The sequence below is a fragment of the Proteus myxofaciens ATCC 19692 genome (genome assembly GCF_001654855.1).
In the GTDB taxonomy this organism is placed as follows: Bacteria; Pseudomonadota; Gammaproteobacteria; order Enterobacterales; family Enterobacteriaceae; genus Proteus; species Proteus myxofaciens.
The window spans coordinates 1-21,096 of the sequence record NZ_LXEN01000114.1; the positions used below are offsets into that span (position 1 = coordinate 1).

A 21,096-nucleotide genomic window follows, 5' to 3' on the forward strand; every position below is an offset into this window, starting at 1 on the left:
CCTAGCCATTTTAGTGTATTACGTTTATCTAAATTGATATTACTAAGATCTATAGGTTTGAGTAGCCGTTTATTTTTCATCACCGCTTTCCTTATAGTGATAGTAAACATCAATATTAAGTGTGCCACGTAATGTCGCTATCTTTTCAGCTAGTTGAGTTATTTGAGAAAAAAGCCAGCTTTTTTCATTTTCAGAAAGTGTATCTAATGGTTCAAATAATCCCGTATCTCGCTGATATTTTAATAGTTGATCACCTATTTTGTCATATTGCGCAATGATCGATTGATATTCTTTGGGAGGTATATGCTCTGCTAAGATCTCAATAATGATACGTGATCCTTGTAGATTGGCATAGCTATCACCTAAATCACTATGCGCATAACGGTTTTCAGCGCCAGCAAGTTTATCAATTAAAATAAGTTCTAAGCTATCGTCAGCAGATTGCACTAATTTAGGAATAGGAATATCTTCAATTTCTAATCGTTTTTTTAGATCCTGAATATTACGCTGTAATGCTTTTGCTGATTGAGTTACTTTTGGCAGATCTTTTAAAACAAAAAGCTGATATTCCACTAAATGAAAACCAGAAAAACGAGGTGAGTTTTCACCCTCAGGAAAAAAATCAGCCCGATTATTTAATAAACGCTCAGTATTACCAAATAGGGCAATAATAGGGCGTACCATTTCATAGTGATAATGCGCTTGTTGATAGTAATTTTGTGCATCATTAAGCGCATTATTTTCACTGCTGATAATGAGTTTATCGAGTGCTTGCTCTACTTGTATTAATTGCTCAACTGCTTTTTGTCGATAATTTAATATATTATTTTTAAATTTATCAGGTGTTGGAATATCGCCTTTAGCAACAATAATATTGTCACCATTTTGTATCACGCCTTGAATTATCTTTTCTGCATTAACAGGTAAAGAAAATAGTAATACCAATAGCAGGCTTAAACCTTTTCTTTGGTGATCATTATCTCGCATTACGTCGACCCCATTTAAATATCAGCGCAACAATAATCCAATAAATAATAAAGGTGACAACGCTTATACCAATGGGTTGAGAGCGATATGCTAAAAATGACACAAGGAAATTACCAAAGACACTCGAATCATCAAGAATATGGCTCATATCCCAGACTGGATAAATCAGGAAATCAGGTAAGTCGATATCAAACTCAATGAAAATATTTACAATTTCTTCTACCGCTTTTAATAACAAAGAAACCGCAAGGAATAATAATAAAGCGCCTGTTACAACAAAGAAATAGCGCCATGAGATGATTTTTGAGGTTAATAAGAATAACCAGAGAGTAAATGCGGCAATAAGCAGACCTAAACCCACTTCAATAAAGAATGGCAATGCAGTTTGTGAATTTAATGCCATGATATGGCTTGAAAGAAATACAACAACTTCACTTCCTTCTCTTGCAATAGCAATAGCGATAATAAATAAAATACCCCATGCACTTTGCTGTGTTTTTTCCGTTAATTCATTTTCGATATTGGTTTTTAATGATTTACCTTGCTTGTTCATCCAATAAACCATTTGCACAATTAAGATACAAGCGAGTATTTCCATAGCAATCATAAAAAGGGATTGCCAGATATCTTCTAATGAACTAAAAATACCATAAATACTTAATGCTAAGAGAATAGCGAGTAATAAACCTAATCCAACTCCACCCCAAAGATATTTCATTTTTTGCTGTGGTGCTGATGAGCGTTTTATCCAGGCATAAATAATGCCAATAACAAGAAGTGCTTCAAAGCTTTCTCGCCAAACAACAAATAAAACTTGTCCCATGGTTAATCCGCCTTTTCACTAGCAATAATCTCACCTTGAGGATGAGACAAGTGGAAGTCATCAAAAAAGGTATAACGACCAGGTTTTAATGGTGCAATAACAACAACTGAATTTGCACCAGGTGCTAATACTTTTTCTTTTCGTAATTGAGTACTTTCAAATTCAACGGGGCTAGTACCTGTATTTTTTATTTTTATTCTGATAGGCGTTTTGGCAGGTACTTCGAGTGTTTGTGGAATAAGTTCACCATCTTTCATTTCAAGTTCAACGGTATATTTTTCCGCTGCAAATACGGAGCTGGTGGCTATTATCAACACTAATAACATGGACTTATAAAGGTGTTTTAGCATAAGTGTTTCACTGATATAAAGATAAAAAGGATAAATCCACTAAAGTGAATTTATCCGTTAAAATAACAAGGTCTATTAATAGCTTCCCTTACGACCCGTTCCGCTATAAGTGAAATCCCAAGATACTTCAAACGGCTCAAACCAAGGCGCTACACCCGTTTCTTTGTCGATATGGCGACCAAAAGCAATTTCTTTATTGTATGATGGCGGATAAATTTTATAGGTAACATTATAGTTACCATTACCATCTAATTTCAGATTTTCACCATAATGTGGACCATCATTTGCCACCATTGCCATAAATGTACCTTGCTGTTTCTTCTCTGGTGCATCTTTTTTTGTAACAGTGTATTCGATGGTGAGATACGGTATCCAATCACCTTCAGCAAAACCATTAGGGTTATCTTCTGTGGCGTGAATATCTGCTTCTAAATGGATATCGGCTTTATCAGCTGCGAGGTGATGCATTGCATGTTGTGTTTCTTCAATATCCATCGTGATAGGTTGTAAATAAACCCCTTGGATTTCCATTCCGTTTTTGTTAACAGGGTGACCAACTGGATATTCTAGAGCTATAGCAGATGTAGATAGAAATGCTAAAGCAGTCAAAGGAAGAGCATAGCGACTTTTCATGTTTAGGCCTTAATGATTAAATGATAATTGTTATTATTCTCGTAGAGATTAGCACATATTTTTAATGAAAAAAGGGTATCTTAATACGAAAAATATCGTTTATATTTAAGGTTATGTAGCCATTAATAATGTTAATTCTTTCTTTTATAAAAGAAAAAAATTTGTTCTTTTAGACAGGGAATGTAGAAAGAAGTGATTAAATTACGTAATTATACCAGAAAAATTTTATGGTTTTTTTGTGGATGACATGGAAATCTCGCCAATATGATAAACATGTTAAAGGAATGATTTCCATGTTGATTTTTAGATTTGGCTTTGTGCATTCCAAAATAATTTAGATTGAGCTAGAGTTGTTGTCGATAATTGCTCATCAGAGGGAGACAAAAAAAAGGTAGGGGCAACTTTTAGCTCTTGTGCAATATGAAATAGCATATCAACATCAATTTTGCATAGCCCATTCTCATACCGTGAAAATTGTTGTTGGCTAATTCCGACTTGTTGGGCAACAACTTTTGCTGATAAACGAAGTTGTTGGCGTTGTTTACGAATTTTATGCCCAATAATTTGAGAAATAGGATAAACCTTTGACATTAGTGACCTCATTCTTCCTATCAACTATCAAAAATATTCAACAACTGAATATCTATGCTTTTGTGATGAAATCTTTAAATAGGTGGAACTACTTATTTTACTAAGTTAATTCATCTAGGAGTGTTATCGGCCAATTTTTTAAAATATTTATAGTTATTAATATATTAAAATTAAATTCATCTAAATTATTTATTAAAATAATCAATTTTTAGTATGTTAATAATTTATATTTTGATTAACAGTGCGATATATTATCCAAACCTAACTATTGGCATTATTTGTACTCGTATTTTTGATTAATAAAGAGTAAATAATAGAGTTATTACAATAATAAAGCTCTCTTTGACTGATTATACTCAAAAATATCGTTTATCGTGTTATAAGCGACTATTTTTGAGTTTTTTTATTCTCTTTTTCTGAAATAACAATTGATTAAAATTAATAAAATAGCATTCACTTCTCAGGATATATGGGGTTAATATGATTATCGATAATACTTAAAAGTGTTATAAGTATTACAGGTAATTATTAATTTATCATCAAGGCCAATATTATGAATGTAAAAGAGATAATTCGTCACGAACCATTTGGAACATTACTTGGCTATGCGCCAGGTGGTGTTGCGATTTATTCTTCAGATTATAGCAGTATCGATAAAGAAGACTATGCCGCTAATGATTCATTCCGCAGTTATATTGGTAATGAATATATGGGACATAAATGGCAATGTGTTGAGTTCGCGAGGCGTTTTCTCTACTTGCATTATGGCACCGTGTTTACTGATGTAGGCATGGCTTATGAAATTTTTTCTTTACGCTTTCTGCGTAAGACTATTGATGATGATATTTTACCTTTTCAAGCATTTGAAAATGGCTGCAAGCAATCACCTACGGTAGGTTCATTATTAATTTGGCAAGAAGGCGGCGAGTTTAAAACAACAGGCCATGTTGCTGTCATTACTGAGATATTAACTGATAAGGTACGTATCGCTGAGCAAAATGTTATTCACACTCGCTTACCCGCAGGTCAGCAATGGACACGTGAATTGCCATTAACCGTGAATGAAGAGGGTTACTTTATTCATGATACATTTGATAACACTACTTTATTAGGTTGGATGATACAAACCGCACCTAATGCTTATAGTCTTAGTCAACCCAAAGTTGCTCCAGAATACCTCGCTATCCATGCTGCTCATCTTGAAAATAAAGGTCAATTTGATGGCAAATGGTTAGATGAAACAGATCCTGTAGAAAAAGCTTATGTATTTGCTGAACACGGTCATATTATTAATCAAAATAGCTATGAATATTTCACAATTTCAGAAAGCGCAGAGCAGGAACTTATTCGTGCCAGTAATGAAATGCATTTAATGTATTTACATGCAACTGAAAAAGTATTGAAAGATGATAGCTTGCTACGTTTGTTTGATATTCCTGAAGTGTTATGGCCAAGAATTCGTTTATCTTGGCAACATCGACGCCATCAAATGATCACAGGACGATTAGATTTTTGTATGGATGAGCGAGGGATAAAAGTTTATGAATATAATGCTGATTCTGCCTCATGCCATACAGAGGCTGGATTAATTCTTGATAAATGGACAAAACAAAGTGGCCTTAACTCAGGTTTTAATCCAGGAGAACGCTTGCTTGATGCCTTATCAGAGGCATGGAAACATAGCGACGCTAAACCATTTGTTCATATTCTTCAAGATGATGATAGCGAAGAAGATTACCATGCATTATTTATTCAAAAATCATTAACTCAAGCAGGTTATCAAAGTAAGATTTTACGGGGTTTGCATGAGCTTCATTGGAATGAGCAAGGCCAATTAATTGATGCGGATAAGCGTACACTTGAGTGCGTATGGAAAACATGGGCTTGGGAAACCGCGTTAGATCAACTACGTGAAGAAAGTGAGCAACAAGCACTAATTCCAATTCGTACTGGGCATCCTGAAGATGAAGTACGCCTTGTTGATGTCTTATTGCGTCCTGAAATTACGGTTTTTGAGCCACTGTGGACATTAATTCCTAGTAATAAAGCAATTTTACCTGTGTTATGGCAACTCTTTCCTGATAATCAGTATCTATTGGATACCGATTTTACGATAACCCCTCGATTAACTGAAAGTGGTTATGCTGTAAAACCTATCGCAGGGCGTTGTGGTAGTAATATTGGTTTGGTTGATCATCAAGAAAAAGTATTAGATGAAACGTTAGGTAAGTTCTCTCACCGAGAAAATATTTATCAGGAATTATGGTGTTTACCAAAAGTGGCTAATCGCTATATTCAAGTATGTACCTTTACGGTAGGTGGACACTATGGTGGTTGTTGTTTACGTTCTGATCCGACACTTGTGATTAAAAAAGAAAGTGATATCGAGCCATTAATTGTTGTGGAAGATAAGCATTTTATTAAGAAATAAATAGGGATTATATTGATAACGTAATTCACTTTATTTGAAGTGCTCTCAATAATTGTAGAGCTATTATTGATGAGCACTTCAGCTTAAGTATTATCGAATTTTTTCTGAGAATTACCAATTCTTGATGAGTGAGCTTCCTATCTCTGCAATATATTTATTAAGCTCAGTAATAGTTGCTTTATTTTCAGTTAAATAGATTACGATAATGCGAGCTGAATTCTTATCTGGCCCCATTACTGCGATAATGCCACGAGAACCATGCTTACCTGCACCTGTTTTATCAGCAATAAACCATCCTGTAGGAAGCACTGAGCGTAAAAGTGGCTGTGCTACTTTATCTGCAATCATCCAATCCATTAATTGTTGCTGTGAGCTTGCTGTCAGTGTTTTACCTGTTAACAACTCATGTAATGTTTTAGCCATTGCCTCCGGTGTTGTCGTGTCACGCTCATCGCCAGGTAAGGCTTCATTGAGGGTAGGTTCATTGCGATCAAGTCGAGAAGTTTGATCGCCAGTTTTACGCAAAAATTCGGTGAGTTTTTGTGGGCCACCAATTGTGGTCAGTAACAAATTAGCGGCTGTATTATCGCTCATAGTTATCGTGGCTTCGCATAGTTCACCCACAGTCATACCATCGGTAATATGTTGTTCTGTAATAGGTGAGTACTCGATTAAGTCATTTTGATTATACTTTATACGACGATCGAGTTGCTCTTGACCGTTATCTACGCGTGATAATACAGCAGCACATAGCAGCACTTTGAAAGTACTCATCATAGGAAAACGTTCTTTAGCGCGATAGTTTTCAAGTATATTCCCGCTGGTTAGATCAAGTACGGTATAACCTACTCGTCCATTAAGTTGACTCTCTGTTATTTTGGCCTTATCAAAGGTTGTTTCTTGAGTAGCAAAGGTGGGTAGACAAAATGCAGCAAATAATGGAATAAGGAATAAACGAAAAAATCTCATATTAATATATTTTCCTGTTATTAATTTACGGTGATACTAGTAAATATCATGTTTAAGTGAATTTAGATAACTACGTCTGTTTATTTAGATAAGAGTAATGGTTCTTTAACTTTATCTTTTAGCCACTGAATAAATAGCTGAACTTTAACATTATGTTTTTCATTACGAGTGACAAAGTAATAACGCTGAGAGCAGAGAAACTCACTATTTTTAAAAGGAATAATTAATTCTTTATCGGCGAGTTTTTTTTGTATTAAGCGCGTTCTTCCCATGGCAACACCCGCGTGATTAATTGCAGCGATAACAGCAAGATCAGAACGATCAAAACAGATATTTCCACGATGAGGAAATAAAGATAATCCTTTTGATTCACTCCATGCTCGCCATTCATCAAAATCAGAAATATGATCCCAAGCTTGTCTATCATGCAATAAAGTACAATTTGCAAGATGATGAGGATTACCCATTAATTCATGCTCTTGTGCATATTTAGGGCTACAAACAGGAATGATTGATTCTGACATGAGATCTTCATAATAAAGATTTTTTAAATGCTTATCATCAAAGTAAATAGCAAGATCGATGCCGTAGCCACGAAAATTAATATCATCGTTACCTGTCAGCAAATTCAGCTCAATAGAAGGGTAATGTTGAATAAAATCAGCAATATGAGGCACTAATAAACATTGTGCAATAGAAGGGCGAGAATAGATGGTTAATATGCCAGAAGCTTCTTGATTGTAGATATCGAGAATTTCTTGATTAATATCTTCTAGCATTTTCTTTAATGCCCAATAAATACGTTCACCTTCACAGGTTAGCTCAATTCTGCGGTGAAAGCGGTTAAAGAGTTTAATGCCGAGTTCATCTTCTAATGTATTAATACGATGACTAATTGCACTAGGTGTTAGTGATAACTCTTGTGCTGCTAATGCAAAAGAAAGGTGACGGCTTGTTGCTTCAAAGGTATGAAGTCGTGCTAATTGGTGGCTCGTTAATCGTTGATTTCTTAGTAGAATAGGGGATGTTCTCAACATTTTTTATTTCATATCTCTATATTTATTCGATTAAATATAACTTTAATTAATAATAAAGAAAACATTAAGCTGATTGTTGTTTAGGATTTTTATATCTCGTATTTATTTGTGGATATTATCACTTATTGAGATGAAATAAATTCACCTCAACGCTAATTTTCTCATTTGTCAGTCCTTGATTAATAGTATTCAATAAGTTTAACAATACATAAAATATTTTAGATGGATATATGCATTCAATACTTTTAGTACTCAGCATCCTTATTATTAATATCTTGCTTATCGTATTTACTATAACAAAATTTAAGTCTTATCCTTTTGTTAGCTTTCCTTTTCACCCTCTTTTTTCGGTACTGGGATGTAAATAAAACCGTTGAATTTGGTGGCACTTTTATACGTTCTTTTTTCATATAAGAGAAAAAATTATGACTCAACGAGATGTAAAAAAACTTATTTATGATTTTCCATTGGTAAAAGATTTAGTGGATTTAAAAGAAGTGGTGTGGTTTAACCCAAATATAACAACTGCTGACCAAGGACTTTTTTATGTTGGTTTAACGTTAGAGGATGTTATTGATGCTCAAGAGAGATTAACGCGTTTTGCTCCTTACTTAGTCAAAGCATTTCCAGAAACGGCGGTGACTAAAGGTATCATTGAGTCTGAGGTTGTGGATATTCCACACATGAAAAAGGCATTAGAAGCGCGTTATCAAACTCCAATTACAGGGCAATTACGCTTAAAGAAAGACAGTCATTTACCTATTTCTGGGTCAATTAAAGCAAGAGGTGGTATTTATGAAGTATTAACTCATGCTGAAAAATTAGCGATTAAAGCAGGGTTATTAACGAAAGAAGATAATTATGAAATTTTATTTTCAGATAAATTTCGTGATTTTTTCAGTCAATATAGTATTGCTGTCGGCTCTACCGGTAATTTAGGTATGTCAATTGGGATTATCAGCGCAAAATTAGGTTTTAGTGTGAGTGTTCATATGTCTGCTGATGCGCGTCAGTGGAAAAAAGATAAACTTCGTTCTCATGGTGTCAATGTTGTTGAATATGAACAAGATTATAGCATTGCAGTAGAGCAAGGCCGAAAAGAAGCACAAAAAAATCCTCACTGCTTTTTTATTGATGATGAAAATTCTAAAACACTCTTTTTAGGTTATGGTGTGGCAGGTTTACGCTTAAAACAGCAATTTAAAGAAAAGGGTATTCGTGTTGATAGTGAGCATCCTCTCTTTGTTTCTTTACCCTGTGGTGTCGGTGGTGGTCCTGGTGGTGTCGCTTTTGGACTGAAACTCGCATTTGGTGATGCAGTTCACTGCCTATTTGCAGAGCCAACGCATTCACCATGTATGTTATTAGGCGTACATACTCAATTGCATGATGGTATTTCAGTACAAGAAATTGGTATTGATAATATGACAGCGGCTGATGGTTTGGCAGTTGGTAGAGCATCGGGCTTTGTAGGTCGCGCTATGGAACGTTTAATTGACGGTTATTACACAATATCAGACCAAGAGCTTTATGGTTTACTGAGCCTTCTTTATAAAGAAGAGAATATTCAATTAGAGCCATCTGCACTTGCAGGAATGATGGGGGCAGTCCATATTTCTCGTGGGCAAGAATATCTGCAACGTTTATCGCTAGATAGCCATAAAATGCAAAATGCTACACATTTAGTATGGGCAACAGGAGGTGGTATGGTGCCTTCGGATGAAATGCAAAAATATCTTTCTCAGGGCAATTTATAATTCTCAAATAAGTTTGTTAAACAGAAAAGGCACTTAAATGAGTGCCTTTGTTATATTCGTTATCCATTAAGCCAGTGATGAATATTTGCGATAAACAGGGAACATCCGTTTATACAAAATGATGGTAGTTTGTGCTTAAGCAACCTGAACAGGTACGGCTTTAGCGATACGTTTCATCTCATTATCACCTTCAAAATAGGCAATGTTAGGTTTATGGCTACGAGCATCACTATCAGGAATTTGTACATAAGAACAGATTATCAAACGATCACCAACAGCTGCACGACGAGCAGCAGCGCCATTAACTGAAATGATAAGTGATCCTCTTTCAGCACTAATGGCATAAGTTGAAAAGCGTTCACCGTTGTCTACATTGTAAATATCAATCGCTTCATTTTCGAGGATCCCTGCCGCATCCATAAAGTCTTGATCGATAGCGCAAGATCCTTCGTAATGAAGGTAGGCTTGTGTGACTTTTACGCGATGAAGTTTCCCTTGTAACATTGTGCGTAACATTGTTGTGTTTCCTGTTTTTATTAAATTAGACTAAATTAACTTGCTGATTATCAATCAGTCGAGTATTGCCTAACCATGCTGCCATTAAGACCACGGCACGACGGCTTTGTTCATCAAGCGGTTTTAGCGTATCTGCATCACAAATGAAACATTCATCAGCACGAAAACTTTGAGTCTCTAGTGTTGCTTTTGCATTTTGCAGTAGCTGATTTACATCATGATTTCCTGATTTTAGTTGTTCTGCAATTTCTTGCATGGCTTTATAAAGTACAGGCGCTTGCTGTTTTTCAGTTTCTGATAATAAACGATTACGCGAACTTAACGCTAATCCATTTTTATCACGAACAATAGGTACAGGAATGATGCTGGTTTCCATACTTAAATCACTCACCATTTTTTTAATGATTTGTAACTGCTGATAGTCTTTTTCACCAAACATAGCAACATCTGGTTGGACTAAATTGAATAGTTTATTTACAACTGTTGTGACACCACGAAAATGACCAGGACGATTAGCGCCTTCTAATATTGTAGAAAGTACGGGTACATCAACAGTAGTCTGGCTTTCCATGCCATGTGGATACATCTCTTTTGCTGATGGTGCAAAGATAATATCGACTTTTTTATTACGTAATAATTCACAGTCTTCTTGTAATGTACGAGGGTAACTTGCTAAATCGGCTTCTCTATCAAATTGCATAGGATTAACAAAAATAGAGGCAATTACGATATCAGCATGAATGCGAGCTTCTTCAATGAGTTTTAAATGACCATCATGAAGATTTCCCATTGTAGGCACCAGTGCAATACGTTTACCTTCTTGCTTTAATCGTTTAATTTCTTTACGTAAGATAAACGCAGTTTCAATAATTAGCATGGTGTAACTCCTTCGAAATAGATGAATTTAGATAATAAATTAGCTAAATGAATGCTGTTCTTGTGGAAATTGTATTTGTTCAACTTGTTGAACATAAAGTCTTACTGCTTTACGTAATGTTCCAGCCTCTTGTAAGAAATCTTTAGAGAATTTAGGTGGTTTGGGTGTTAATCCCAATAAATCATGCATAACCAGAATTTGTCCATCAGTAACATTTCCTGCGCCAATACCAATAACCGGCATTATCGCGGTATCAGTAATGGCCTTGGCTAAGGAAACAGGAACACATTCTAAAACGGCTAATTGAGCACCGGCTTTTTCAAGTGCTATCGCATCTTGTTTTAGCTGTTCTGCTACTTGTTCATCTCTACCTTGTACTTTATAACCGCCAAAAACATTTACAGATTGCGGTGTCAGACCTAAATGAATACAAACAGGCACTGCGCGTTCTGTTAGCATTTTAACGGTTGGTATTAACCAACTACCACCTTCAATTTTGACCATATTAGCGCCTGCTTGCATTAAGGTTGCAGCATTAAGACAAGCTTGCTCTGGAGTCGAGTATGACATAAAAGGCATATCAGCAATCAAAAATGCCTGTGGTGCTCCTGCTCTAACACAACGTGTGTGATAGGCAATGTGTTCTATAGTAACAGGCAGAGTACTGTCATGACCTTGTAGTGTCATTCCTAATGAATCACCAATCAGCATAGCTTGTATGCCTTCTTCGGCAAACAAACGAGCAAAACTCGCATCATAAGCGGTAATAGTGGCAAATTTTTTGTTTTCTTGCTTATAGCGATTAAGCGTTGAAAGTGTCGTTGGTTTCACTGTCATAAACTCCGTGGTGTGTTTGCGTGTAAGGGTAATTATTTATCTCACTTAATTATTTGTTTATTAAAGAAAATGTGACATAAAATAAATAAAGCCTTTCAAATTGTAGCATTTAACTTATAAAAGCGAAGAGAAAGTAGTTAATTTGGTAATGAAAAAGAGAGATTTATAATACGTTTTTATGAATATCAAGATGTTAGAGAACAATAAGTAGGCGATAAAAAAGAGATGTAAATTGCAGGAAAGGGGGACAGAACAAGGTTGATACAGCGGGAGTTGCGAATAGTATCAACCTACTTTATAAGGTATTAATTACCAAATTTCCATACCATTTTTAGGCACTAGCGCTAATCTATCCGCTAAACGTTCACCATCAGGAAAACATAAATTAGGCGCTAAATCAGCAAGAGGATAGAGCATAAATTCACGCTCTTTTAGCCCATAATGAGGCACGGTTAAGCGCTCAGTATTGATAATTTCATCACCAAATAACATGATATCAATATCAAGCGTTCTCGGTCCCCAGCGATGGCCTTCTTTTCTTACTCTGCCTTGTGTGAGTTCGATAGCTTGCGTGTTATCAAGCAATGCTTCTGGTGCTAATTCGGTATCAATCGCAAGTGCAACATTGAGGTAATCAGGTTGATCTTGAGGCCCCATAGGACGTGTGCGATACCAAGGCGATTGTGCGATAAACATGGTGAGTGGGAGCTCGCTTATCGCTTTAATTGCTGAATTTACTTGCTCTTCTGGCTCATTTAAATTACTCCCCAAAATGAGATAAACACGTTTTATAGGTTTATTCATTGTTATTATTCTCATGTCGTGATGATGCGGATTTAGCATGAGGATGACGAGGACGTTTACGAGGACGACGACGAACCGGCGCTTGTCCTAATTCAGATACCATTGAACGTTGTTGTGTATTATTGGATGATTGAAAATCAGCCCACCACGAAGCAAGTGCTTGTAGCTCTGGATTTCGTTGTACATTGGCACGCAATTCCAGTAAATCGAAAGCTGCACGGAATTTAGGATGCTCAAGTAACTTGTTAGCACGACGTCCTTGACGCTTAGGTAAACGTTGCTGTAATTGCCAGATATCACGCATCGTTGTTGTAATACGCTTTGGTATCGCAATAGTACGACATTGTTCATCTAAAATATCATTCATTGCCATTGAGAATGCATCATAGTAGGAAAGACCACTTTCCTGCGCTAATTTTTCAGCATGTTCAACTAATGGATACCAAAGCATTACCGCGAACAAGAAGGCTGGATTAACGCGCATCTCTTTTTTGATACGGTAATCTGTATTTTTCAGCACTTGCTCTATAATTCGCTCCATTGGTGTATCTTGTTGCTCTGTTATTCCTGACGCAACTAATGGAAAAAGAGGCTCAAGTAACTGATAATGGCGCATTAATGTATACGATTTATAGCCATGACCCGTTTGTAGTAATTTCAGCGATTCTTCAAATAAACGCGCTGATGGAATATTACGTAAAAGTGGCGCTAAACGGCTAATGGGTTCTTCCGTTTCAGGCGCAATACGCATATCGAGCTTACTGGCAAAACGAATAGCTCTGAGCATCCTGACAGGATCTTCACGATAACGTGTTTCTGGTGAGCCAATTAAGCGAATAATACCGGCTTTCAAATCAGCAAGCCCACCAATAAAGTCACGTACTGCGAAATCATCAACGCCATAATAGAGGCTGTTTAGCGTAAAATCACGACGAATGGCATCTTCTTCAATAGATCCAAAGATATTATCACGTAATAACATACCGCTTTGAGCTTGCTGGGATTGGTTGTTGTCTGAAACGTCATGATCTTCATGAGAACCACGAAATGTTGCCACTTCTATCACTTCAGGGCCAAACATTATATGGGCAAGTCGAAAACGTCGACCGACTAAACGACTATTACGAAATAAACGACGAACTTCTTCAGGTGTCGCATTTGTTGCAATATCAAAATCTTTGGGTTTTTTCCCTAATAATAAATCACGTACACCACCGCCAACTAAATAGGCTTGGAATCCCGAGTTATTTAGACGATAGAGAACTTTAAGTGCATTATCGCTGATATCATTACGTGAAATAGGGTGTTGATCTCTTGGGATCACTGTCATTGGCAAATCACTCCCGTTCGCCTTTTCTTTATTACTCTTTTTATTACGGGGACGGTCTGCAGATAAGGCAGGACGCCGACGCACAGTTTTCTGTGTTTCTTGTTTAGGTTGGTCAGATGCAGTGACTGGCCTTTCACTTGCTACCGATTGTGTATCTGACGACGGTGTTTGTCGCCCTAGTAGATTACGGCAGAAATGTGCTACTCGGTTAAAAATATGACACCTCGAATAATAAAATCTAATAATTATAAAATTAAGCGGCTAATCATAGCCTACTGAACATTTTTTGAGAATGCTTTGTGTGGTTTATTCATCATATCGCTAATGATTATCTTGTTATTAGATAATCAATGAGACCACAATTGCAATAATCTCTCTTTTTAATATGGGTAAATTGTATTGGTAACCCATTATTACTATCTCATTAATCAATTGTAATATATCAATAATAACAGACTTTGAATGTAGATTAGCCAAAAGATAGGCATTAATCTTCATTGATAACATATTATGATTATCTAAGATAAAAATTATAGAGGAAGTCGTGCTAAGGTTTTCTCGTATTTTGACATCCAAAGTGATATGAAAGAGCAAAATTCGAGATTTGTATACTTGGTAATAAGCGAGTTTTGCTATAGCCAAGCTACCCAATGATGATAGCGACAAACGTCCTGTTTCGCTTATAAGGTCTGTAATCTTATGCATTGGAAGATTCAGATAAGCGCCTCAGTACAGGGATGCACTGAGGCGTGGACTCATTAATTAGCCAGCCATCTGTTTTTCACGGATTTCGGCTAGAGTTTTACAGTCAATACATAAATCAGCGGTAGGGCGAGCTTCTAAACGGCGAATACCGATTTCAACCCCACATGATTCACAAAAACCAAAGTCATCATCTTCGACTTTTTTCAGTGTTTTCTCTATTTTCTTAATGAGTTTACGTTCACGATCTCGGTTACGCAGCTCAAGACTGAATTCTTCTTCTTGTGCAGCACGGTCAACGGGATCGGGGAAGTTTGCCGCCTCATCTTGCATATGAGTAACGGTGCGGTTGACTTCGTCCCTGAGTTGGTTGCGCCAAGATTCAAGTATTAGCTTAAAATGCGCTAATTGGGCTTCGTTCATGTACTCTTCGCCAGCTTTCTCCTGATAAGGCTCTACGCCAGCGATAGCGAGAATGCTCATGGACGATGTTTTACGCTTTTGCCCTTCTTGCATAATGCTTCTCCTACATATCCTACATACGCATTTCTGAATAATCCCGACCAATAAAACTAGAAGGGAAAAAATAGGGCGCTATAAATAGCAGATGCCCGCGAGGATAGCAATTATTCCTTCAATAAGTTTTCGTATGGTGTGAAGGCTCTCAAGGAAAAAGGCCATTTTAGTTAAAAAAAACTTAACTACTACCATGAAAATATATTAACCTTTTGAAATAAAAGGTAATTGCATCCCAAGTGTTAAATCATAGTCACTAATATTGATGCGATAACACAGAATTTCAACCCCAGCATCAACAGCTTGTTCCAGCAATGAAGCATAGTGTGGGTCAATCTCTTTAGCAACAGCGACTTCCGTGATCCCAGTATGGGGAACTGCATAAAATAAAACAGCCCTTAAGCCCGATTTTGCGATAGCGGTCAACTCTCTTAAGTGTTTTTGACCACGTTCAGTTTTCGCATCAGGAAAGTATCCCATTCCACCTTGTAACAAGGTGACTGACTTCACTTCAATATAGCAATCAACGTTATGATTTGATTTAAGTAAAATGTCAATACGGCTGTTCTCATTGCCATACTTCACTTCCCGTTTCACCTCATCATATTCAGATAATTCTGGAATATGTCCTGCTTCGATAGCATCAGCAACAATTGTGTTCGCTCTTAGCGTATTGACACAGATCCAATCACCTGTTTGGGTTTGTGTTAATTCCCAGCTACAAGGATATTTTCGTTTCGTATTTGTTGATGTTGAATACCAAACAGTATCACCTGGTGTGGCACATCCCGTCATTGCACCTGTGTTGGCACAATGAAGGGTGAATTCTTCCCCATTATCCTTTACGACGTCTGCTAAAAAACGTTTATATCGTTTTAGTAAAGTGGCCGATTTTAAGGGTTGCTCAAATTTCATAGTGACTCCAGTGAAAATACATCCTTTAATTGGGGGCTAATGCTACAATGTCTTCTAGCGAAAGTTAATGAATCATGGAGCTTGTGTGCATTTATTGCCAATATTTGATGTAACAGAAAATATTGTTACCGCGTTAAAACAATCCCTACAGGTATTACTTTATGCGCCAACAGGTGCAGGTAAATCGACAGCACTTCCCCTTTATTTACTTCAGCAAAGGCTCTTTGACGGTAAAATCATTTTATTAGAGCCAAGACGTATTGCTGCAAAAAGTATCGCTCACTATCTCGCTAAACAGCTTAATGAAGAAGTAGGTAATACCATTGGCTATCGTATGAAAGCGGAAAGTCGAGTGAGCAAACATACACGGCTTGAAGTGGTGACAGAAGGGGTTTTAACGCGAATGCTGCAAGATTCTCCTGAGTTAACAGGGGTGAGTTTAGTCATATTAGATGAATTTCATGAAAGAAGCTTACAGGCTGATTTCGCACTCGCATTGTTGCTAGATGTTCAATCAGCGTTACGTGATGATTTGCGTATTTTGATTATGTCAGCGACATTAGACTATCAAAAGCTCAATACCTTACTGCCTAATGCGCCTATTATTAGTGCGCAAGGTCGTAGTTTTCCTGTAGAACGTCATTACTATCCCATTTCTTCACATCAGCCTTTTGAACAAGAAGTTGCATTGATGGCCTTGCGTTTACTGAAGCAAGAAACTGGCTCAATGTTAATTTTTCTACCGGGTAGTGGCGAGATTGAACGTGTTACTGCGCTTTTAAAAACGCAAGTGACTAATGACACATTACTCTTTCCGCTTTATGGTGCGCTATCTCTTGAGGTGCAACAAAAAGCAATAGAACCCGTTAAGCAAGGATTTCGTAAAGTTGTAATTGCAACAAATATTGCAGAAACCAGTTTAACGATAGAAGGCATTCGCTTAGTTTTGGACAGTACCGTTGAGAAACGCGCACAATTTGATGTGAAAAGTGGTATTACCACACTCACTCGTCAGCGAATTAGCCAATCATCTCAAACACAAAGAGCCGGTAGAGCAGGTCGATTAGAGGCAGGAATTTGCTGGCATTTAATCAGTCAAGAACAGGCTCAGCGCCTTTGTGTTTACCAGCCACCTGAAATACTCAACACTGATCTTTGTACATTGTGGCTTAGTATATTGCAGTGGGGATGTCGTGATATTAACCAATTATTATGGTTAGATAAGCCAACGATACCTGCATTAAATGCAGCTAAAACACTATTAGTACGTTTAGGGGCAATTGATAGTGATGGTGGATTGACATCACGAGGTACTCGTATGGCTTTGTGGGGTGTAGAGCCTCGCTTAGCCGCAATATTAGATTATGCTAGTCAGCAAAGTGATGATCATCTTGTCACGGCAGCACGTTTATGTGCCATACTCGAAGCACCGCCAAGAGGGCATGTTCATTTTAACGCCGTTGTATCACAAAAGAATATTGAATGGTCGCGTCGAGAGAAACAGCTAACGAAAGGGATTAAAGGTACATTTAGGCATGAGCTTTTCGCGAATTTATTAGCGGTTGGTTTCCCTGATAGAATAGCTAAAAATCGTGATAATCAAGGTCGATTTCAATTAGCTAATGGACAAGGTGTAATGATGGATAACAATGAAATGCTGAGCAATGAGCCATGGATCATTGCGCCATTATTACTTCAAAATGCGCATTATGCTGATTCTCGTATTTTATTAGCATTACCTATTGATATTAATGAGATAGCTAGAAAATTTCCCGAGCTTATTCAACAAGATACTCGTGTCGAATGGGATGGAAAAAGAGGGGCGCTAATCGCGTGGCAGCAACGCCTTATTGGTAAGCTAAAGCTTGATCAAATTGAGTTAGAAAAGCCAAATAAACAACAAATGCAGTATGCTTTGCTAAATTGGGTACGCGACAATGGGCTTGCATCACTTTCATTAAATGAAGAAACATTACAGTGGTTTATTCGTTTAGAATTAGCCAGTAAATGGTGCCCTGATGCTAATTTGCCTCTCTTACAAGAAGCTGATTTACTAGAAACATTACAGCAATGGTTATTACCAGAATTAGGTGATATACAATCATTAAAAGCACTACAACAAATTGATATTAATATGATGATTAAAAATCAATTAACGTGGAGCGAAAATCAGTTACTAGATAAACTATTTCCAACGCACTATTTAGCGCCAACAGGGAGCAAAGTTGCGATAAAGTATGATAGGGAATTACCGCCGATTATCGCTATTCGTATTCAAGAAGTTTATGGCGAAAAACAAAGTCCTGTTGTCGCGAATGGTCTATTACCTGTAGTAATGGAATTGCTTTCTCCAGCACTGCGTCCTATTCAAAAAACAGCGTCACTCGCGACATTTTGGCAAGGTAGCTATAAAGAAGTGCAAAAAGAGATGAAAGGTCGTTATCCCAAGCATTTATGGCCAGATTCCCCTGAGAATACTGCACCAACACGGCGCGTAAAAAAGTGGAGTTAATATCATTTTATCAATAATACCCGTAAATTGAGAGCTTTCCTGTGTGAGAGCACCGAAAAATAGTGACAATGTTGATTCCTGTTATTTTAGGGGATAAATGGGTTTTAATGAGAGATATCGTTCATGAGTAGAAAGAAAAAAACAGCCAAAAAGCCTAAAAAAAGTCGTTTTTGGCTATTGTTAAAAATCCTTATCGTCATTGCCGTATTAGTCGGAGTTTATGGCGTTTATCTCTATTCTCAAATTAAAGAGCGCTTAGACGGCAATGTGTGGGAATTACCCGCGGCTGTGTATGGTCGTACTGTTAATTTAGAACCAGGAATGAATTATAGCCTAAAGGAGATGGTAGGCTTACTCGAAGGTATGCAGTATCGTCATGTCAATAAAATTACACGTGCTGGCGAGTTCGTTGTTAAAAATAACACGATAGAAATGCTACGCCGACCTTTCGATTTCCCTGATGGACATGAAGATCAAATTATGGCGAAGCTCACATTTGAGGGAAACTCCTTAGTGAGTATCATCAATATGAGTAATCAGCGTCAATTTGGTTTTTTCCGTCTTGATCCTAAACTGATTACGATGCTGCAATCTGCCAATGGTGAGCAACGCTTATTCTTAGCAAGAGATAAATTTCCTCAGTTACTTGTTGATACATTAATTGCAACAGAAGACCGTCGTTTCTATGAACATGATGGTATTAGTTTCTACTCCATTGGTCGTGCTGTTCTCGCAAACTTTACTGCGGGTAAAACAGTACAAGGTGCGAGTACGCTAACGCAACAATTAGTTAAAAACCTCTTTCTAACCAATGAAAAAACCTTAAAAAGAAAGCTGAATGAAGCTTATATGGCTGTCATTATGGATGCGAGCTATGGTAAAGAGCGCATTCTTGAACTGTATCTTAATGAGGTCTTTTTAGGGCAAAGTGGTGATGAACAAATTCGCGGTTTCCCTCTTGCAAGTTTGTACTATTTCGGTCGTCCTGTTGATGAGTTAAGCCTTGATCAACAAGCGTTATTAGTGGGAATGGTCAAAGGTGCTTCTGCATATAATCCATGGAGAAACCCGAAAGCTGCACTAGAGCGTCGTAATGTCGTGTTGAAATTATTGCAAACACAAGAAATCATCGACCAGGAACTTTATGATGTACTTAGTGCGCGTCCTTTAGGTGTGAAGCCAAGAAGTGAAGCATTAACGCCTCAACCAGCCTTTATGCAGTTAGTTCGTCAAGAATTACAAGCAACATTAGGCGATAAAGTTAACGATTTATCAGGAACGAAGATTTTCACAACGCTTGATCCTATCTCACAAGATGCTGCTGAGAAAGCAGTGGAAGAGGGTGTTGCTGATATTCGTAAAGTGCGCAAAATAGACTCTCTTGAAGGCGCTATGGTTGTCGTTGATCGCTTAAGTGGTGAAGTGCGTGCATTAGTCGGTGGATCTCAACCACAATATGCAGGCTTTAACCGCGCACTTTCAGCCCGTCGTTCTATTGGTTCACTTGCAAAACCTGCAACATACCTCACGGCATTAAGTGAGCCAGATCGTTTCCGTTTAAATACATGGCTTGCTGATGAACCTATTTCAGTGCCAATTCCAGGCGGTAAACCTTGGGCACCAAGAAACTATGACCGCGGTTATAAAGGAAGATTAATGCTGGTGGATGCATTAGCGACATCACGTAATATTCCAACGGTTAATCTTGGCCTAGAAGTTGGATTAGATAATGTCATTAAGACATGGATAAATTTAGGTGCACCTGCTGAAAATCTAGAAAAAGTACCCGCTATGTTATTAGGCGCTTTAAACTTAACCCCAATGGAAGTGGCACAAACATTCCAAACGATTGGTAGTTTAGGTAATCGAGCAAAACTGTCTTCATTACGTTCTGTAATCGCACAAGATGGTACTGTGCTTTATCAAAGTTACCCTCAAGCAGAAAGAACCGTTTCGCCTCAAGCCGCTTATATGACACTGTTTGGTATGCAACAAGTTGTCAATTCAGGTACTGCTCAGCGAGTCTTAAAACCCAAATTTGGTCACTATAATCTTGCTGGTAAAACAGGGACGACGAATGATTTGCGTGATAGCTGGTTTGCAGGTATTGATGGCAAAGAAGTTACCATTGCATGGATGGGGCTTGATAATAATGGACCAACAAATTTAACGGGTTCAACAGGTGCTCTATTACTTTATCGTGACTATCTTAATAACCAAGCGCCATTGAAATTAAATCCACCAGTACCAGATGATATTACTGATATGGCGATTGATGCTAATGGTAATTTTATTTGCTCTGGTAGCGGAGTGCGTACATTACCAGTATGGACATCAAACCCAGAAAGTTTATGTGCGCCAGTGGAACAAAATAGCGATGACAGCATGGCGCCTAAATGGCTACAAGATATGTTTTCTGAGTAACATTAGCTCGACCCAGTAAAAATAAAAAACGGCACATCATGTGCCGTTTTTTTATTATGGTTAAAGCCATAAATAAAAAATGCCA

General features: G+C 37.4%; 17 protein-coding genes and 1 pseudogene. 4 read left to right on the forward strand and 14 right to left on the reverse strand.

The window, feature by feature from the left end; all coding sequences use genetic code 11:
- Nucleotides 1-69: 69 nt before the first annotated feature.
- The 5 genes from M983_RS12060 to M983_RS12080 form a co-directional block, all read right to left on the reverse strand.
- Nucleotides 70-987, reverse strand: coding sequence for an EfeM/EfeO family lipoprotein (locus tag M983_RS12060; RefSeq protein ID WP_066751126.1), 918 nt, complete (start codon nt 985-987; stop codon nt 70-72).
- On the reverse strand, nt 977-1,810 hold the full coding sequence (locus M983_RS12065) for an FTR1 family iron permease (RefSeq protein ID WP_066751128.1): 834 nt from the start codon (nt 1,808-1,810) through the stop codon (nt 977-979). The genes M983_RS12060 and M983_RS12065 overlap by 11 nt, the downstream gene beginning before the upstream one ends.
- A gap of 2 nt (nt 1,811-1,812) precedes the next feature.
- Complete coding sequence (locus M983_RS12070; protein ID WP_066751130.1) at nt 1,813-2,160, reverse strand: cupredoxin domain-containing protein; 348 nt, start codon at nt 2,158-2,160, stop codon at nt 1,813-1,815.
- Nucleotides 2,161-2,235: 75 nt separating this feature from the next.
- Nucleotides 2,236-2,793 carry an iron transporter gene (locus tag M983_RS12075; protein ID WP_066751132.1) on the reverse strand — a complete coding sequence of 186 codons (558 nt, stop codon included), beginning with the start codon at nt 2,791-2,793 and terminating at the stop codon, nt 2,236-2,238.
- A 303-nt stretch (nt 2,794-3,096) separates the two neighbouring features.
- A complete protein-coding gene (locus M983_RS12080; RefSeq protein ID WP_066751135.1) occupies nt 3,097-3,384 on the reverse strand; it encodes a helix-turn-helix domain-containing protein in 288 nt (95 codons plus the stop codon).
- A gap of 553 nt (nt 3,385-3,937) precedes the next feature.
- Here M983_RS12080 and gss point away from each other — a divergent pair.
- Nucleotides 3,938-5,815: a bifunctional glutathionylspermidine amidase/synthase gene (gene gss / locus M983_RS12085; RefSeq protein ID WP_066751138.1), complete on the forward strand. Its 1,878-nt coding sequence runs from the start codon at nt 3,938-3,940 to the stop codon at nt 5,813-5,815.
- 111 nt (nt 5,816-5,926) lie between these two features.
- Here gss and bla read toward each other — a convergent pair whose 3' ends face one another.
- Both bla and dsdC read right to left on the reverse strand, forming a co-directional pair.
- On the reverse strand, nt 5,927-6,784 hold the full coding sequence (gene bla, locus M983_RS12090) for a class A beta-lactamase (protein WP_066751141.1): 858 nt from the start codon (nt 6,782-6,784) through the stop codon (nt 5,927-5,929).
- 80 nt (nt 6,785-6,864) lie between these two features.
- A complete protein-coding gene (dsdC, locus tag M983_RS12095; RefSeq protein WP_066751144.1) occupies nt 6,865-7,821 on the reverse strand; it encodes a DNA-binding transcriptional regulator DsdC in 957 nt (318 codons plus the stop codon).
- 425 nt (nt 7,822-8,246) lie between these two features.
- Here dsdC and M983_RS12100 point away from each other — a divergent pair, with 425 nt between their 5' ends.
- Nucleotides 8,247-9,578: a D-serine ammonia-lyase gene (locus tag M983_RS12100; protein ID WP_066751147.1), complete on the forward strand. Its 1,332-nt coding sequence runs from the start codon at nt 8,247-8,249 to the stop codon at nt 9,576-9,578.
- 135 nt (nt 9,579-9,713) lie between these two features.
- On the opposite strand, the gene panD is transcribed toward M983_RS12100, so the two are convergent.
- The 7 genes from panD to sfsA form a co-directional block, all read right to left on the reverse strand.
- Nucleotides 9,714-10,094 (reverse strand): aspartate 1-decarboxylase, encoded by a 381-nt coding sequence (panD, locus tag M983_RS12105; protein WP_066751149.1) that lies wholly within the window; start codon nt 10,092-10,094, stop codon nt 9,714-9,716.
- 25 nt (nt 10,095-10,119) lie between these two features.
- On the reverse strand, nt 10,120-10,971 hold the full coding sequence (panC, locus tag M983_RS12110; protein ID WP_066751151.1) for a pantoate--beta-alanine ligase: 852 nt from the start codon (nt 10,969-10,971) through the stop codon (nt 10,120-10,122).
- Nucleotides 10,972-11,010: 39 nt separating this feature from the next.
- On the reverse strand, nt 11,011-11,802 hold the full coding sequence (gene panB, locus M983_RS12115; RefSeq protein ID WP_066751227.1) for a 3-methyl-2-oxobutanoate hydroxymethyltransferase: 792 nt from the start codon (nt 11,800-11,802) through the stop codon (nt 11,011-11,013).
- 315 nt (nt 11,803-12,117) lie between these two features.
- Nucleotides 12,118-12,600 carry a 2-amino-4-hydroxy-6-hydroxymethyldihydropteridine diphosphokinase gene (gene folK / locus M983_RS12120; protein WP_066751230.1) on the reverse strand — a complete coding sequence of 161 codons (483 nt, stop codon included), beginning with the start codon at nt 12,598-12,600 and terminating at the stop codon, nt 12,118-12,120.
- Between the two features lie 4 nt (nt 12,601-12,604).
- Entirely contained in the window at nt 12,605-14,158 is a 1,554-nt protein-coding gene (pcnB, locus tag M983_RS12125; RefSeq protein ID WP_210433245.1) for a polynucleotide adenylyltransferase PcnB, read from the reverse strand.
- Nucleotides 14,159-14,704: 546 nt separating this feature from the next.
- Nucleotides 14,705-15,160 (reverse strand): RNA polymerase-binding protein DksA, encoded by a 456-nt coding sequence (dksA, locus tag M983_RS12135; RefSeq protein WP_023580786.1) that lies wholly within the window; start codon nt 15,158-15,160, stop codon nt 14,705-14,707.
- Between the two features lie 204 nt (nt 15,161-15,364).
- Complete coding sequence (gene sfsA / locus M983_RS12140; RefSeq protein ID WP_066751158.1) at nt 15,365-16,075, reverse strand: DNA/RNA nuclease SfsA; 711 nt, start codon at nt 16,073-16,075, stop codon at nt 15,365-15,367.
- An 85-nt stretch (nt 16,076-16,160) separates the two neighbouring features.
- Here sfsA and hrpB point away from each other — a divergent pair, with 85 nt between their 5' ends.
- Nucleotides 16,161-18,587: an ATP-dependent helicase HrpB gene (gene hrpB / locus M983_RS12145; RefSeq protein ID WP_066751161.1), complete on the forward strand. Its 2,427-nt coding sequence runs from the start codon at nt 16,161-16,163 to the stop codon at nt 18,585-18,587.
- 123 nt (nt 18,588-18,710) lie between these two features.
- Nucleotides 18,711-21,011: pseudogene (gene mrcB / locus M983_RS12150) on the forward strand (bifunctional glycosyl transferase/transpeptidase); the annotation flags it as partial.
- Nucleotides 21,012-21,096: the final 85 nt, after the last annotated feature.

Excerpts from the sequence above, each read along its gene's own strand:
- M983_RS12060 (WP_066751126.1), bottom strand. The coding sequence starts at position 987 with ATGCGAGATAATGATCACCAAAGAAAAGGTTTAAGCCTGCTATTGGTA.
- M983_RS12065 (WP_066751128.1), bottom strand. The coding sequence starts at position 1,810 with ATGGGACAAGTTTTATTTGTTGTTTGGCGAGAAAGCTTTGAAGCACTT.
- M983_RS12070 (WP_066751130.1), bottom strand. The coding sequence starts at position 2,160 with ATGCTAAAACACCTTTATAAGTCCATGTTATTAGTGTTGATAATAGCC.
- M983_RS12075 (WP_066751132.1), bottom strand. The coding sequence starts at position 2,793 with ATGAAAAGTCGCTATGCTCTTCCTTTGACTGCTTTAGCATTTCTATCT.
- M983_RS12080 (WP_066751135.1), bottom strand. The coding sequence starts at position 3,384 with ATGTCAAAGGTTTATCCTATTTCTCAAATTATTGGGCATAAAATTCGT.
- gss (WP_066751138.1), top strand. The coding sequence starts at position 3,938 with ATGAATGTAAAAGAGATAATTCGTCACGAACCATTTGGAACATTACTT.
- bla (WP_066751141.1), bottom strand. The coding sequence starts at position 6,784 with ATGAGATTTTTTCGTTTATTCCTTATTCCATTATTTGCTGCATTTTGT.
- dsdC (WP_066751144.1), bottom strand. The coding sequence starts at position 7,821 with ATGTTGAGAACATCCCCTATTCTACTAAGAAATCAACGATTAACGAGC.
- M983_RS12100 (WP_066751147.1), top strand. The coding sequence starts at position 8,247 with ATGACTCAACGAGATGTAAAAAAACTTATTTATGATTTTCCATTGGTA.
- panD (WP_066751149.1), bottom strand. The coding sequence starts at position 10,094 with ATGTTACGCACAATGTTACAAGGGAAACTTCATCGCGTAAAAGTCACA.
- panC (WP_066751151.1), bottom strand. The coding sequence starts at position 10,971 with ATGCTAATTATTGAAACTGCGTTTATCTTACGTAAAGAAATTAAACGA.
- dksA (WP_023580786.1), bottom strand. The coding sequence starts at position 15,160 with ATGCAAGAAGGGCAAAAGCGTAAAACATCGTCCATGAGCATTCTCGCT.
- sfsA (WP_066751158.1), bottom strand. The coding sequence starts at position 16,075 with ATGAAATTTGAGCAACCCTTAAAATCGGCCACTTTACTAAAACGATAT.